11 protein-coding genes are annotated in these 15,740 nt (G+C 57.4%); 3 read left to right on the plus strand and 8 right to left on the minus strand.

Going from position 1 to position 15,740, the window contains the following annotated elements; genetic code table 11:
* Positions 1 to 31 precede the first annotated feature (31 nt).
* Entirely contained in the window at positions 32 to 2,989 is a 2,958-nt protein-coding gene (locus tag A7976_RS04820) for an EAL domain-containing protein (RefSeq protein ID WP_067107904.1), read from the plus strand.
* Between the two features lie 20 nt (positions 2,990 to 3,009).
* Here A7976_RS04820 and A7976_RS04825 read toward each other — a convergent pair whose 3' ends face one another.
* Both A7976_RS04825 and A7976_RS04830 read right to left on the minus strand, forming a co-directional pair.
* Positions 3,010 to 5,739 (minus strand): EAL domain-containing protein, encoded by a 2,730-nt coding sequence (locus tag A7976_RS04825; RefSeq protein WP_240483805.1) that lies wholly within the window; start codon positions 5,737 to 5,739, stop codon positions 3,010 to 3,012.
* Positions 5,740 to 5,948: 209 nt separating this feature from the next.
* Positions 5,949 to 6,272: a hypothetical protein gene (locus tag A7976_RS04830; protein ID WP_067107909.1), complete on the minus strand. Its 324-nt coding sequence runs from the start codon at positions 6,270 to 6,272 to the stop codon at positions 5,949 to 5,951.
* Positions 6,273 to 6,367: 95 nt separating this feature from the next.
* Here A7976_RS04830 and A7976_RS04835 point away from each other — a divergent pair, with 95 nt between their 5' ends.
* The gene (locus A7976_RS04835) at positions 6,368 to 8,500 is read left to right on the plus strand and encodes a YgiQ family radical SAM protein (RefSeq protein ID WP_067107913.1); all 2,133 of its coding nucleotides are present in this window, start codon (positions 6,368 to 6,370) and stop codon (positions 8,498 to 8,500) included.
* A gap of 20 nt (positions 8,501 to 8,520) precedes the next feature.
* On the opposite strand, the gene A7976_RS04840 is transcribed toward A7976_RS04835, so the two are convergent.
* Both A7976_RS04840 and A7976_RS04845 read right to left on the minus strand, forming a co-directional pair.
* Positions 8,521 to 8,934: an ester cyclase gene (locus A7976_RS04840; protein ID WP_067107916.1), complete on the minus strand. Its 414-nt coding sequence runs from the start codon at positions 8,932 to 8,934 to the stop codon at positions 8,521 to 8,523.
* 58 nt (positions 8,935 to 8,992) lie between these two features.
* A complete protein-coding gene (locus A7976_RS04845) occupies positions 8,993 to 9,724 on the minus strand; it encodes a pseudouridine synthase (protein WP_067107919.1) in 732 nt (243 codons plus the stop codon).
* Positions 9,725 to 9,829: 105 nt separating this feature from the next.
* On the opposite strand from A7976_RS04845, the gene A7976_RS04850 reads away from it, so the two are divergent.
* Positions 9,830 to 12,778, plus strand: a complete 2,949-nt coding sequence (locus A7976_RS04850) for an EAL domain-containing protein (protein ID WP_165601720.1) — start codon at positions 9,830 to 9,832, stop codon at positions 12,776 to 12,778.
* On the opposite strand, the gene A7976_RS04855 is transcribed toward A7976_RS04850, so the two are convergent.
* The 4 genes from A7976_RS04855 to A7976_RS04870 form a co-directional block, all read right to left on the minus strand.
* A complete protein-coding gene (locus A7976_RS04855; protein WP_067107925.1) occupies positions 12,775 to 13,224 on the minus strand; it encodes a YaiI/YqxD family protein in 450 nt (149 codons plus the stop codon). The genes A7976_RS04850 and A7976_RS04855 overlap by 4 nt on opposite strands.
* The gene (locus A7976_RS04860) at positions 13,225 to 14,142 is read right to left on the minus strand and encodes a DMT family transporter (RefSeq protein WP_067107928.1); all 918 of its coding nucleotides are present in this window, start codon (positions 14,140 to 14,142) and stop codon (positions 13,225 to 13,227) included.
* Between the two features lie 384 nt (positions 14,143 to 14,526).
* The gene (locus A7976_RS04865; RefSeq protein WP_067107930.1) at positions 14,527 to 15,378 is read right to left on the minus strand and encodes a hypothetical protein; all 852 of its coding nucleotides are present in this window, start codon (positions 15,376 to 15,378) and stop codon (positions 14,527 to 14,529) included.
* A gap of 82 nt (positions 15,379 to 15,460) precedes the next feature.
* Positions 15,461 to 15,715 carry a hypothetical protein gene (locus A7976_RS04870; protein ID WP_067107933.1) on the minus strand — a complete coding sequence of 85 codons (255 nt, stop codon included), beginning with the start codon at positions 15,713 to 15,715 and terminating at the stop codon, positions 15,461 to 15,463.
* Between the last annotated feature and the right edge of the window lie 25 nt (positions 15,716 to 15,740).

Below are 15,740 nucleotides of genomic sequence, written 5' to 3' on the forward strand. Positions count from 1 at the left end.
GTATGAAGCGGCTGGCCATGACAATAAGGTAATGAATATCAACAGAAAACTCGTGCTGATCGTGATCGCCAGCATCCTGCTGACAGCGATACCGGCATCCGTTGCGCTCTACTTCTACACGCGCGAACAAATCCTCGACAACGAAATCTCCAAGCTCGTTACCGTTACCGATTCCCAGGCTGAGGCCGCCAGGCAGCGTTTGCTCGAAAGCAAGCCCAAGCTGGAAGGCCTGGCCAGGCTGCTTCAAACCGAGTTGGCAAAGCCGGTCGAGGGACATGAAATACGGCAGTTCCATCAGCGGATGGAACTCGGCCCGGATGGCATATGGCGCAATCGCAAACCTCCTTTCGACGGCAACATCGAGTCCGGGGTGTTTCTTCCGAATAGCCGGGAAGAGACAGAACAGCGAAAAGTCATGCATATGCGTATCAAAAACGTGATGGATTCCTTTGGATCCGCGGCGAGACGGCATGTGGAAAATGTCTGGTACATGGATCCGTATCGCAGCATTGTCATTTTCGATACCACATTCCCCGATTTCGTTTTCACCCAGAAGGCCGATCACGATTACACGCAGACGCCGTGGGTGGCGTACACCATGCCCGTGGCCAATCCGCAGCGGAAATTCGGATTTACCCCACCACTGAACGACCCGGTCACGAATACATGGATGGTTAGCGCAATCTATCCGCTCTATCAGGATGACCGGTGGATAGGTTCCCTGGGCGAGGATATGCAACTCAGCAAGGTGTTGTCGTTCCTGTTCCAGGAACAGCAGCTATATCGCGATACGCAGAATTTCCTGCTGGACAAGCAAGGCAATTTCATTCTGGCCGGGGCGTGGCAGAAATCATTGGAAGCGATGAAGAACTCCAGTGATTTCAGGCTACCGGAAGAGCCCGGTTTGCAGGCGCTGCTGAAATCGCCGGTACAAGCCGGCTCACACGCGCTTTCGAAGAGCGTCATGGTCGGCGGCAGGGAATACGTGGCCGTCGGCACTGCCCTGGAACCGATGGGCTGGCGCTATTTCAAGCTGGCTCCGGTGGATGTCATCCTGCAGCCATTGCGCCAGTTGTTCGTTGCGCTGGTCGCCATTCTCTTCTTTGTCAGTGTTTTGGGCGGAGCGCTGATCAACGTATTGGTCAGCCGGCAGGTGGTGAGAAAGATCAGCTATCTGGCCAAGGCGATGAAACTATATGAGTCTGGCGAGAAGCGTCACGTCTCGCCCACCTTGTCCGGCAGCGACGAAGTCGCGGTCGCAGCCAAGGAATTCGACATCATGATGGATCGCATCGACCAGCAGGTGGCTGAGCTTCGGTTGCACGCCAATGTGTTCACGAACGCCTGGGAGGGCATCGTGATCACCGATGCCGAGAACCGTATTCTCAGCGCCAATCAGGCTTTCAGCGCGATCACCGGCTACACGGCCGAAGAAGTGATCGGCAAGAATCCCCATTTCCTCGCCTCGGACCAGCAGAGCGAAGAGTTCTACGAAGCCATGTGGCGATGCTTGCGGGAAGCCGGCCACTGGCACGGCGAGCTGTGGAACCGGAAGAAAGACGGCGAGCTGTATGCGGAAGAGCTTTCGATCAGCGCGGTGCGCGATGATCAAGGGAAGGTGACGCATTATGTCGGCGTGTTCACCGATATTACCGACATCAAGAATGCCGAAAAACTGCTGGAAAAAATGGCGCATTACGATGCCCTGACCGGCCTGCCCAACCGCACGCTGCTGGCCGAACGACTGAACGAATGCTGCCAACAGACGCGTGGCAATGGGCGCCTGCTTGCGGTGTGTTTTCTCGATATCGACGGCTTCAAGTTCGTCAACGATATGTACGGCCATGCAACAGGCAACAAGCTGCTCGTCGAGGTAGCCAAGCGTCTCGCGTCGGTGGTCAAGGCCGGCGATACCCTGTCGCGCTTTGGCGGCGACGAGTTTGTGATCCTGCTCAACAATCTCCGCGATATGGACCAGATAGGTCTCATCCTTTCCAGAATCAACGCAGCCGTCGCCGAGCCATTCGTCATCGACGAAATCGAGTGCAACATCTCGGCCAGCATCGGCCTGACGATCTTCCCCGTCGACGATGTGGATGCCGACGCCCTGATCCGCCACGCCGATCTCGCCATGTACGAAGCGAAGAAGGCCGGAAAAAATCGCTACCACCTGTTCGATGCCAAGCTCGATCGCGAGGTGCAACTGCTTTTCAAGCAGATAGAGCGCATCGAAGCTGCGCTGGTAAACGATGAGTTCTGTCTCTACTTCCAGCCCAAGGTCAATTTGCTGAGTGGCCGGGTTGAAGGGATGGAAGCGCTGATACGCTGGCGCCATCCGGAACGGGGCTTGCTGGAGCCGCATGAATTCCTGCCGCTGGTCGAAGAGCACGACCTGATCATCCGCATAGGCGACTGGGTCATCGATCGCACGCTCAGGCAAATCCGCGCCTGGCAGCAGCGGGGCGAAAAAATCCAGGTCAGCGCCAATGTGGCGGCCCGGCAGATTCAATGCGCGGATTTCATCGACAAGCTGGAGGGCCAGCTCGCGGCATATCCGGACGTTTCGTCGGAGCAGCTCGAACTGGAAATTCTCGAAACTTCCGCCCTGGAAACCATCCAGACAGCCGATGTTGTCCGGATTGCCCGCGAGCGCCTGGGCGTCTGTTTCGCGCTCGACGATTTCGGGACGGGTTATTCCTCGCTTTCCTACCTCAAGCGGCTGCCCGCGCGAACGCTCAAGATCGATCAGTCCTTCGTGCGCAATATGTTGGTCGATAAGGAAGACGAGGCGATTGTCGAAGCCATCGTCAAGCTCGCCAGGATTTTTGGCCACAAGGTGATCGCCGAAGGTGTTGAGTCCCATCGGCACGGCGAGAAGCTGCTGGCGCTAGGCTGCGAAATCGTGCAGGGCTATGGTGTCGCGCCTCCGCTTGCGCCGGAACAGGTGCTGGGCTGGATCGGCAGTTACCATCGGCGCCAGGTGCGGTGAGCGTCCGCGGCGAAAATGATTTACAGCGAGCCTTCGTCCCAGCTTGCGTCGGGCATGTAGGATTCCACCCAGGCCGGAATGACATCGGCAGGCATGGGCCGGGCAATGCCGTAGCCCTGCGCGATGGTGCAACCCATGCGCAGCAGGTTCAGGCCGTGATCTGCCGTTTCTACGCCCTCGGCAACCACCTGGCGCTGGAATTCGCGGCTCAGGCTGATCACGCCGGCTACCACCGCCAGGTCGTCTGCGTCATGCAGCATGTCGCGCACGAAGGACTGGTCGATCTTGATGACCTCCACCGGCAGGCGGCGCATGTAAGTGAGCGAAGAATAGCCCACGCCGAAATCGTCGAGCGCGAAGGTCACGCCCAGCAGCTTGCAGCTATTGATCATCTGCGCGACGCCGGCGATATCCTCGATGGCGGCGGTTTCCGTAATTTCCAGTTCCAGCAACGCTGGGGAAACGTCAGGATATTCTTGCAAGAGCTCGGCAAGTCGGGCGGCGAAATTCTTCTGCATCATGTGGCGCGGCGCGATATTGACACTCACCTGCAGTTCCAGCCCGCTCTTGCGCCAGGCGCTGATCTGGCGCAGCGTCTCTCGAATGACCCATTCGCCTAACGGAATCACGAAATCGGTGTCCTCCACGAGCGGAAGGAACTCCGCCGGCGAACGCAGTCCCGTTTCAGGGTGCTCCCAACGTATCAGGGCTTCCGCACCAACGACCCGGCCGTGGCGCATGTTGACCTTGGGCTGGTAAAAGAGCCGGAATTCGCCGTTGGGAAGTGCAGTTTCGATGCGCGCGCGTTCCTGGCGGCGATCGCGCGTCTGGCGGTTATGTTCGGTATCGAACAAATGAAAACGGCTGCCGCCGCTCACTTTGGCCTGGTACATGGCATGGTCGGCATGGCGCAGCAAGGTATCGGGTTCGCTGTCATCCATCGGAAACAGGGTATAGCCGATGCTGGCCGAGATCTGTACGGTCTTTTCGACCAGCTGGAAAGGCGCCTTGATGGCGACCACCAGCCGCGTCAGCGTTTGCTCGCACTCTTCAATGGATTGCAGATTGCACAGCAGCAGTGCGAACTCGTCGCCGCCCAGCCGCGCCACCGTGTCGGATTCGCGCAGGCAGTTGCGTACACGCTGGGCCAGCTCCACCAGCAACTGGTCGCCGGCGTCATGGCCGAAATTGTCGTTGATCGGCTTGAATCCATCGAGATCGAAATAGCAGACCGCCAGGATTTCTCCCGAGCGATTCGCGCGCGCCACCGCTTGGTGCAGACGGTCGTCCAGCAAGGTACGGTTCGGCAGTTGCGTGAGCGCGTCGTGGTATGCCATGTGCTCCAGATTCTGCTGCTGCGCCTTGGCGAGGGTGATGTCGGAAAAAACGCCGACATAATTGGCCAGCCCGTCTTCTTTCTTGACGATGAAAAGCTCCAGCCAGGCAGGATAGCTGTCACCGGTTTTGCGCCGGCTCCAGCTCTCGCCGCGCCATTCCCCGACGGCATCCGGGCTTTGCCAGATGTGCGCGAAGAAGTGCGGTTCGGCCGAGGCGAAGCCCAGTTCTGCGGGAGTACGCCCGAGCGCTTCCTCGCGACCGTAGCCGGTGATCAGGCTGAAAGCCGGGTTGATTTCGATGATGCGCGTCGCCGTGTCGGCGATGAAAATGCCGTCGCGCGTATGTTCGAACACGCTGGCCGAAAGGCCCATCCGCTCCGCGTTCTGCCGCAGGGTGTCCAGCATCTCGCCCAGTTTGCTGCGCATGCGCAGCACATTGGCCATCAGCGTGCCCTTGGGTGCCTGGAGGTCATCGAGTTCCAGGTTGCCTGCGGCGATGCGTTGCACGACTTCGATGGCGAGCGCCGGGTCGCTGCCTATCGGGTTGAGAATCAGGCGGCGCATTTGCCAGAGAATGACTGCGATCAGCAGTATCGTGAGCACGGTGCCGGAAAGGATAGCAAACAAGGACTTGGTCAGCCCGATTGCCCGTGCTTCGCTCATCGGGTAGCCGATCATTACGCTGAAACCCCAGTTGGGGATGTCTTCCCGTACGATCATCCAGTCGTCGGAAGGCTGGCGCAGCAAATGGTCGGCGACGGCGGGCGACATGTGCGAGGAGAGGAAGCGTATTTTCTGCCGGTCATCCATGACGGCTGCGAAACCGGCTTCAAGGTAGCGCGTATTCTCCACGGCCTCGCGTAGCACCTTCATATCTACCTTGTAACCGACGTACCACGCGCCGATGACCTGGCCGTGAAGATCGCGCATCGGTTCGTAACGGGTGATGTAAGGTGCACCGAGAATGTCCACCTCGCCATGGAAGGATCGCCCGTCGCGCAATGCGGCGATGGCCTTGCCTTTGGGATCGAGCAGGGTGCCAACGGCGCGTTCGCCATTTTTCTGGCGTACATTGGTGATGATACGGACGAAGTCGTTGCCATCCTTGACGAACAGGGTGGCCGTGCCACCCAGGATATCGGTGACGCCATCGACCAGCTGAAAGCGGTTTGACTGCGGCAAATCTCCCAGCATCAAGCGCGGAACGATGCGCCCGCCCACGCGGGTAGTGCCGGATATCGCCGGCATGCCGAGTTGCAGGCCGCGCTCCTTGAGCAAATGCATGGAAGCATAAACCTGTTCGCCGACCAGTTCGTCCGTGACATTCAGGATGCGGATCAGCGTCTTGGCCTGGACGCGCGCTGCCGTCTCGATATTCTCAAGCTGTTGCGAGGTCTGCTGTTTGCTGAGCATGGCGGTCCCCGCCACCAGAAGAACCATGACCGGGAGAAGGAAGCGCCAGAGTGTGGAAAATTTTTTCTTCATTTGGGGAATGAATTTTTAGTTGGGCATTCTCCCACACTTTTTCGCGCATTGTCAGAATGCGGCTTAAGGCTGTGACTCTTGAATAGCAGGTTTACTGAGTGGCTGGAGGGGCGAGTCGGGATCCGGGTCTGGCAGGCTCAGATTCTTTCGTCGATGGCCGTGGTCAAATCGTTTCTGCGTTGGTTGCGGCGGCGGCGATCGATGCCGGAGCGCAGTTCTTCCAGCACTGGTTCGTGTTGAATGCGGCGGCACATCTTGCGGCGTTCGCTTTCAACTGCCATGGGGCGCGACGTCCAGCGCTGCTCCAGTGCCGGCAAGCGGGTATCCAGGCGCTGGATCGGGGCTTCAGGCGAGGCTTGTGGCGTGACCGGGCGCACAGCCTTAACCGCATCGGATGCCGTTACGGTCCCTGTCGGCGACGTCGGCGTGTACACCGGCGGCGGGCTCTGGACGTATTGCATGCTCAACCTATCCTGTTCATTTAGCTCATCTAATTGACGTGGGGTGGCAAACAAAAGTTCGGAAATTACTGATTTCCATAGTAAAATGCTCGGTTATGGAAACACCCAAGCTCCTGCCTTCTTATCGCCCGTACTGGGCCAAGCGTTTCGGCACCGCGCCTTTCTTTCCCATGTCGCGCGCCGAGATGGATACGCTCGGCTGGGATTCGTGCGACGTTATCCTGGTCACCGGCGACGCCTATATCGATCACCCCAGTTTCGGCATGGCGCTGATCGGACGATTGCTGGAGGCGCAGGGCTTCCGCGTCGGCATCATTGCGCAGCCCGATTGGCAGTCGGCAGAAGCGTTCAGAAAACTGGGCAAGCCCAACCTGTATTTCGGCGTGACGGCAGGCAACATGGATTCGATGGTCAACCGCTACACTGCCGACCGCAAAATCCGATCCGACGACGCGTACACTCCCGATGCCGCACCCGGCAAGCGGCCGGATCGCGCCGTGCTGGTGTATTCGCAGCGCTGCCGCGAAGCTTTTTCCGATGTACCTGTCGTTATCGGCAGTATCGAGGCCTCCTTAAGGCGTATCGCGCACTACGACTACTGGTCGGACAAGGTGCGTCGCTCTGTCCTAGTCGACTCCAAGGCCGATCTCCTGCTGTACGGCAACGCCGAGCGCGCGCTGGTCGAGCTGACGCACCGGCTTGCCGCCGGAGAACATATCCACGATATCACCGACTTGCGCGGCACGGCTTTCCTGCGCAAATCCGTGCCTGAAGACTGGCTGGAAGTCGATTCGGCAATGATGGATCGCCCCGGCCGCGTCGATCCGCATCCTGATCCGTATGCGATGCAGATGAGCGAAGGCGCGGCCTGCGCTTCGGATGGGGTGCCGGATGCTCCCAACGCCAAGCCCATTACCATTCATCGCCCGGCCCGCGTGCCGCGCGAGCGTCAGGTGGTGCGCCTGCCGGATTACGAGCTGGTGTCGGTGAATCCGGTGATGTATGCGCATGCCTCGCGCGTGCTGCATCTCGAATCCAATCCCGGCAACGCCCGTGCACTGATCCAGCGCCACGGTGATCGCGAGGTGTGGCTCAATCCGCCCCCGATTCCACTGACTACCCGGGAAATGGATTACATCTACGATCTGCACTATGCGCGGGCGCCGCATCCGGCGTACAAGGGAGCAAAAATCCCGGCATGGGAAATGATCCGCTTCTCGGTCAACATCATGCGTGGCTGCTTCGGCGGCTGCACCTTCTGCTCGATCACCGAGCATGAAGGCCGCATCATCCAGAGCCGTTCCGAAGAATCCATCCTGCACGAGATCGAAGAGATCCGCGACAAGGTGGAAGGCTTCACCGGCACGATCTCCGACCTCGGCGGACCGACAGCCAACATGTACCGGCTGGCCTGCAAGAGCGAGAAGATCGAACAGTCCTGCCGCAAGCTGTCGTGCGTCTATCCCGATATCTGCGACAACCTGAACACGGACCATTCTTCATTGGTGCAGCTCTACCGCAAGGCGCGCGCGACTCCCGGGGTGAAGAAGATCCTGATCAGCTCGGGCCTGCGGTATGACCTGGCGGTGAAGTCGCCCGAATACGTGAAGGAGCTGGTGCAGCATCACGTTGGCGGCTATCTCAAGATCGCCCCCGAGCACTCCGAGGAAAACGTCCTTTCCAAGATGATGAAGCCCGGCATGGGCGCATATCAGAAATTCAAGGAAATGTTCGAGCGTTTCAGCAAGGAAGCGGGCAAGGAGCAATACCTGATCCCGTACTTCATCGCCTCGCATCCCGGCACGACGGACGAAGACATGCTGAATCTCGCGCTGTGGCTGAAGCAGAACAATTTCCGCCTCGACCAGGTGCAAACCTTCACGCCGACGCCGATGGCAATGGCGACAGCGATGTACCACTCCGGCAAGAACCCGTTGCGCAAAGTCACCAAATCCAGCGAGGATGTGGTGATCCCCAAGGCGGGTGGCAAGCGCCGGCTGCACAAGGCTTTTCTGCGCTACCACGACCCCAACAACTGGCCTCTATTACGCGACGCGTTGAAGGAAATGGGACGTGCGGATTTGATCGGCAACGGCAAGAAGCATCTGGTGCCAAGCTGGCAACCGACAGTGGCGAAACCGGCGGGCGGCAAGCATCGACCGATGGAAGGGACGCCCAAGGTGCGCGGTTTCAAGAAACCGGCGCCCAGGCATTTTTCAGGGCGTTAAAGCCGGAGGTGGCGGTGCGGTCAATCCATGACGAAGCGTGCCAGCTGCTTCATCACGTCGTTGACGTCCCACAATACCCACAGCTCGGAGATCTTGCCGTCGCGGAAAGTGAAAATCGCGACCCCGTCCCATTTGATTCTGGCGTGAGTGGCCGCGTAGCCGAACAAATCGCCGCGATGTACGCCGGAATAAAGCATGCGGGCAAACACCTTATTGCCTTCTGCCGCCATATCGACGATGTCGCAGCGATATTCCCCCAGCGCGGCACGGACTTGATCCATGAAGTTTGCGAAACCGTCATGGCCGCGCTGCATCAGGCCGAGCGAACCCCGGAACAGAAAGTCCTCGGTCAGCAAATCCGGAATCACGGTCTTGTCGGCGTTATTCCAGATGGCGTCGTAAAAGTTGCGTACGATTTCCTTGTGGTTTTGCATATTCTAGGCATCGGAAGAATTACGCTATTTTCCCCACGAATTGTTTGAGGTTGCAAGCTCAAAAACGTTCGTTTTCACGGAGATAGCGCCATTGCCCCGGCGGAAGGTCGGCCAGCTTCACCTGGCCGATGCGCACCCGTTTCAGCCCGACCACTTTCAGCCCGACCAATTCGCACATGCGGCGGATCTGGCGCTTTTTGCCTTCGCGCAGCACGAAGCGCAGCTGGTCTTCGTTTTGCCAGCTGACCTTGGCCGGCTTCAGTGGTTGGTCGTCCAGCGACAGGCCGTGATTGAGAAGTTTCAATCCTTGCTCCGATAGCTTGCCCTGCACCCGTACCAGGTATTCCTTTTCGATCTTGGAGTTGTCGCCGATCAGCAGTTTTGCGACGCGCCCGTCCTGCGTCAGCACCAGGAGCCCGGTGGAATCGATGTCCAGCCGGCCGGCCGGCGCCAGGCCTTTCAGGTGGTTGGGGGTAAAGCGCACGGGCGCTTTGTCTTCGCTGAAGCGGGAAGCCGCGTTGACCAGCGTCACCGCCGGCTGGTAGCCGTCTTCCGCCTGGCCCGACACATAGCCCATCGGCTTGTGCAGCAGGATGGTAACGCGCGACTGTTGTTGCGCCTGCGCACCCTTGGCCAGGGTGATTTTCTGGGTCGGGAAGATTTTCGTGCCCAGCTCGCTGATGCGCTCGCCATCGACGAATACCAGCCCCTGCTCGATATAACTATCCGCTTCCCGGCGCGAGCACAGGCCTTGTTCGGACATCAGTTTGGAGAGGCGTATTTTTTCCATGGGGTGTGCTTTGTTGCCAAACCTTGATTTTAACGCCGAATGGGCCGGGCGCGCTCCGAAAAATCCCCTTCCACACATATGGATGCCTACGGAATATGCGATAACATGCGCCGTATGTTTCATCCATTACGCATTCATCCTGTGATCGCGGGCGTGATTGCCGCAACGTTTGCGGCTGCCATCCTGACTGTGCTCGATATCAGCGAGCGTGCGCGTATCGAACAGGAGCGGCGCGTTCAGGTAGCGCAGAAGCTGTCGGAGGTGCGGGCCAGATTCGAAGGCGTGCTCAATTCCGTGATGTCCTCGGCCCGCGGCTTGGCGGCGGCACTGGTGGCCAATCCGGAAATCAAGCCGGACAAGCTCTCGGGCATGCTGGCCGAGTTGATGCGACATAACCCCAGCATCCGCAATATTGCTATCGCGGAGGGCACCGTGATCAAGCAGGTTTATCCCAGGAAGGGCAATGAGCGGCTGGTCGGGATCGATTATGCGAGCCTGCCCAGGCAATGGCCTGCATATCGCCGCATGATGGAGTCGCAACAGGTCATCGTGGCCGGTCCGGTCATGCTGATCCAGAATGAGTTGGGCATTATCGTGCGCGTACCGATGTTCGACGTGCAAAACAGGTTTCTCGGTTCCGTTGGTTTGCCTATCCGATTACAACAACTGCTGGACGATACCGGTCAGGCTGCTCGCCGGGACGCCATCGGAATCGCATTGCGGACCAAGCCGCCGAGTGGGCAAGCCGGAGAAGTTTTCTACGGCTTGCCTGCGCTGTTTGCCGCGCATCCTGTTGTGGAAGAGATCGTGCTGCCCGGCGGCGGAGCTTGGGAAATCGCCGGCCACCCTGACACCGGGTGGGGCAAGGTCACGCAAGGACTGCTAGTGCTGCGTGCCACAGGTATTGCGATTTGCCTGCTGGCCGGGTTGATGACTTTCAGCCTGGTGCGCAACATGAGCTTGCGCCGGGAAAACGAACAAAGGCTAAGCGAGAGCGAAAGCCGTTTGCGCCAACGCAATTTGGCACTGAGTGCGACTTCCCAGGGGGTGCTGATTGCGGACAAGAGCGGGATCATTACTTACGCCAACGATGCCGCTTCCCGGCTGACCGGTTATTCGCGCAACGAACTGGTGGGCAATTCGTGCAGCATATTGCAAGGCCCTGCGACCTCCCGGGAGACGATAGTCGAGATTCGGGAACTGATGATTGCGGAACAGGCCTTCAACGGGGAGATTCTCAACTACCGCAAGGACGGCACGCCGTTCTGGAACGATCTTTCGATTACGCCTGTATTCGACGCACAACAGCGCCTCAGCCAGTTCGTTGGCGTATTGCGCAATGTGACCGAACGCCGACAGGCGGAAGATGCGCTGCGTATTGCCGCCATCGTGTTCGAAGCACAAGAAGGCATGATGGTCACCGATGCCGATATTGTAATCCAGCGGGTGAATCAATCCTTTACGCGTATCACCGGTTATTCGGCGGAGGAGGTGATCGGCAAGAGACCGGAATTCCTCAAGTCGGACAAGCACGATGCCGAGTTTTACCACGCCATGTGGGACAAAATCGCCCGGGACGGATACTGGCAGGGCGAAATCTGGAATCGGCACAAGAGCGGCGAACTCTATCTGGAGTGGCTGACCATCACGGCCGTCGCCTCGACGCACGGAGCGATCACGCATTACGTGGCCGGTTTCTTCGATATCACTCATGTGCGCGATGCGGAAGAAAAAGTCCGCCAGCTTGCCTTCTACGACCCGCTCACGCTGTTACCCAACCGACGTCTGATGATGGACCGCCTCAGCCAGGCATTGCCGGCCAGTACACGAAGCAATGCCTACGGTGCCGTGCTGTTCATCGATCTCGACGATTTCAAGACGCTCAACGACACGCGTGGTCACGATGTCGGTGACCTGCTGCTGGTGGAGGTGGCGCAACGCTTGCTTGCATGCGTGCGCGAAACCGACACTGTTTCGCGTTTTGGCGGCGACGAGTTCGTGATCATGATCGAAAACATGGGCGTGGATGAGCGCATCGCCGCCGCCCAGACGGAAATGATAGGCGAGAAAATTCGCGCCGAATTGAACAAACCTTACCAGCTGCACGATTTCGAATACCACTCCTCCAGCAGTATCGGCGTCTGCCTGTTCCTCGGCAACGAACTGCAAATCGACGAACTCTTGAAGCGTGCCGATGCCGCGATGTATCAATCCAAGCGCTCCGGGCGCAATGTGCTGCGCTTCTTCGACCCCGAAATGCAGGCGGTGCTGGAAGCGCGGCTCAGCATGGATGCCGATCTGCGCCAGGCGCTGGCCAGGCAGCAATTGCGATTGTTCTACCAGATGCAGGTGAGCCAGCACGGCCAAGTGGTTGGCGCCGAGGCGCTGATCCGATGGAAGCACCCGCGGCGCGGACTTGTTTCGCCCACGGAATTCATCGGGCTGGCCGAAGAAACCGGACTCATTCTCGACATCGGCCAATGGGTGCTGGACACGGCCTGCGCGCAGCTCAAGGCATGGGAAAGCCAGAAGCATGCACAGCGTCTCCAGTTATCCGTCAATGTCAGCGCGCGGCAATTCCGGCAGGAAGAATTCGTCGATCTCGTGCGTTGCGCGCTCGACAGCAGCGGCGCCAATCCCGCCAGACTCAAGCTGGAACTCACGGAAAGCATCGTGCTGGAAGATATCGCCGGTTCGATTGCGAAAATGCAGGAGATCAAGACGCTGGGCGTGAGTTTCTCGATGGACGATTTCGGTACTGGATATTCGTCACTCGCTTATCTCACGCGGCTGCCGCTGGACGAACTCAAGATCGACCGGTCTTTTGTGCATAACCTCGGTATCAAGTCTACCGATGCGGTCATCGTGCAGACCATCATCGCGATGGCAGATACGCTGGGCATCGATGTTATTGCCGAGGGCGTGGAAACCGAGGCGCAGCAGAGCTTTCTCGGCAGCATCGGCTGCAAGCTCTATCAGGGCTATTTGTACAGCAAACCGGTGCCGCTGGCTGAATTCGAACGCCTGCTCAGCATCGAGTGGGCAACAGACTAGACTATCCTGCGGCTCAAAAAACGATCCAGCTGGGCGGCAAATGCCTGCCGGTCGCTCTGGCTGAAAGAAGAAGGGCCCGAAATATCCACGCCGCTCCCGCGCAGTTCTTCCATGAAATTCCGCATTGTCAGCCGCTCGCGGATGTTGTCGCGGGTGTAGAACTCCCCGCGCGGGTTCAGTGCAAAGCCATCGCGCTCGATGACTTGAGCCGCCAATGGAATGTCGGCGGTAATTACCAGATCGCCCGGCTGTACCTCCGCCGCGATCCGGTTGTCCGCCACATCGAACCCGGCCGGAACCTGAAGCGCCCGGATGTAAGGCGAGGGCGGCACGCGCAGCAGCTGGTTGGCGACCAGCGTCGTTTCGATTTTTGCTCGCTCCGCCGCGCGGAACAGGATTTCCTTGATGACGCCGGGGCAGGCATCGGCATCGACCCAGATTTTCATTCAGTTTCCCTTCCGGCTATTCAGGCTGACGATCAGCACTCCCGACAACACCAACGCCGAACCGGCAATTTGCAGCCATGAGATGTGTTCGCCGAGGAATACATATGCCATGTAAATGGTACTGACCGGCCCGATGGACCCGATCAGCGAAGCGCTGCCCGAGCCGATGCGGCGGATGGCATACGACAACAGAAATACTGGCAGCACCGTCGAAAAGATCGCCATCGCCAACGCCAATCCGTAAACCCGTTGCGGCAGGTCCAGCGCAGAGAGCGGATGCGTCAGGCCGAACTGCACGACACAGGCGGTGCTGGCGATGATCATCGCATACGCAGTAAAGCGCGTCGTCCCGATGCGCTGGATTGCATGCCCGGCACCCACCAGATAAAGCGAATACGACAGCGTACTCAGGAACACCAGCGTCGCGCCTAGCACAATGCCTTCGCCCTGCAGGCTGGCATCGTGCAGGAATACCAATGCGATCCCGCCATAACTCAATGCAAGCGCCGTCCTGATTCTGCGGTCGATGGCCTTGCGATGCAGCAGCGCCAGCAGGATTACCGTCATGGTCGGATACAGGAAGAGGATCAGCCGCTCCAGCCCGGCGGAAATATATTGCAGTCCGAGAAAGTCCAGCAGGCTCGACAGGTAATACCCCAGCAAGCCCAATGCAACGACCAGCAGCTTGTCGTGCCTGTTCAACGGCTCTGCATGACGATACGCTGCCCATACCGCAATCCCGATAAATACCGGCACTGAAAACAGCATGCGCAGCGCCAGCAGCGTGACCGCATCGACGGGGCTTTGATACGCCAGTTTCACCAGAATGGCCTTGCCGGAAAAACCGATAGCGGCAAGCAGCGCGAAAATGACACCAAAAATGGCGTCGCGTCGGGCGAGATGTAAATGGTGAGGCATGGTTGAAGACCTTTGTTATTGGTTCGTGCAGGTCTTGGGCAACATCAGGCAACGCGGTCAGACCCGCAGTTGCCCGGTTGAAACGAAAGTTAGAACAGGATTGCGGCGCAGGAATGGGCGGACACCCATAGCCACAGTCGCTTGGCGGGAATCGCTGCCGGAATGATGAATCGCGTGTTCATGGGCTCGAATATACGATGGCCGGGTTAGGAGCGTCAATTGGAACAATGGCAATCAGAAGGCATTCCGGTGCCATATGAATTCAAGAACGGCTTAATCGCCAATGCTTATAAAGCTCGAGGTACGATGCCAATAAGCGAAGCGCATTGCACCGGATGGCTTCCATTCGGCGCAATAATGAATGCGCCTTACATGCTCAAATTATTATCCGTTCCTGATCCAAGAAGTCACCTTGCCGATAGTCGGAGTGTATAAAAAGCTTAAGCAGGCCAAAAAAACAGCCAATCCAGCTAATGTAAGAATGATGGGAAGACGATCTTCGATCTGGTGCTCGTCTAAGTGCAAGGTCATATCTGTGATATATGTCTGGGCAATCCGATGAGAGCAGGTACTGATTATTTGTTCGAATTCTGCATGATCCAATTCTGATGAGCAATGTGGCTTGGTGCAGTTCGAGAGTTGTTTGCGGATTAGCTGCAAATCTTCATCGGGAATGTCTAGACTTTCAGAGGCACTTTGCAGTCCGGGTGCGTTCTTGATTAGATCACGATAACCGAATCCATCAGCGGGCTTCTCGACTTCGGGCAAACGCTCCTGTACAGCCTGCAACGGTAGACCCAGCATGTCGGCTGATTTCTTGGCGCGTGCCTGCGAGTAAGGGTCGGGTTCGGTGACACTGCTTAATTGAGGCGAGGCGATTTCAACTTTTCCTGCTCTTGCAAGCCAATATTCTGATGCGAATGACTTACCCCCCAATAAATTGTCAGCACAATTATTTTTAATTCGGGAAACGAATCGATCCGCTTTGTCTTCCGGGATGGCATCGAGCCATGACTGAGTAGTGAGGATGTTTAATGGAGGCGGTAACGCGACAATTGCAACCAACGAGACCGCGTTGATCAGAAATAAAAGGAAAGCAAAGCGCTTCCATGAGGTATCAAGGGTATTTTTCAGCATGGATCTAGATATATCTATCGATTCCTTATTATCGCTTTTCACGATGTCGTCCCATAAATTGTTGTAAATGCTCTGATAATCAAGGGATATAGCTGTCAAAACCACTATTCCTTACTTGTGCAGTTTCGGTTTCGCTAATGCTACAGGGATAATTAAATAATGAAATTATGTGCCCTTGCATTTAAGGGAAGAGCCAAATTGGTTTTTCTTCGAAAAATAGAATGCGGGCAGGAATATCGAGTTTATTTATTTCGACCAAGGCTTCTGCTAAGGGCGATAGGCCTTTGTCAAGATCAAACAATAGGGTTTCTGTGTTTAACTTGGTTATGTTTTCTCTGTTATCTGTGGAGTCTGATAAGAGGTAACATAAATTTACCCAAATATTCCTTAACTCATGGTTATTATTAATTTGAACCAGAAGTAGTGCTTGCTTCATAGTTGAGTCTCCTAATGAAAGCTGA

This window comes from Methylobacillus sp. MM3, assembly GCF_001645185.1.
Classification (GTDB): domain Bacteria; phylum Pseudomonadota; class Gammaproteobacteria; order Burkholderiales; family Methylophilaceae; genus MM2.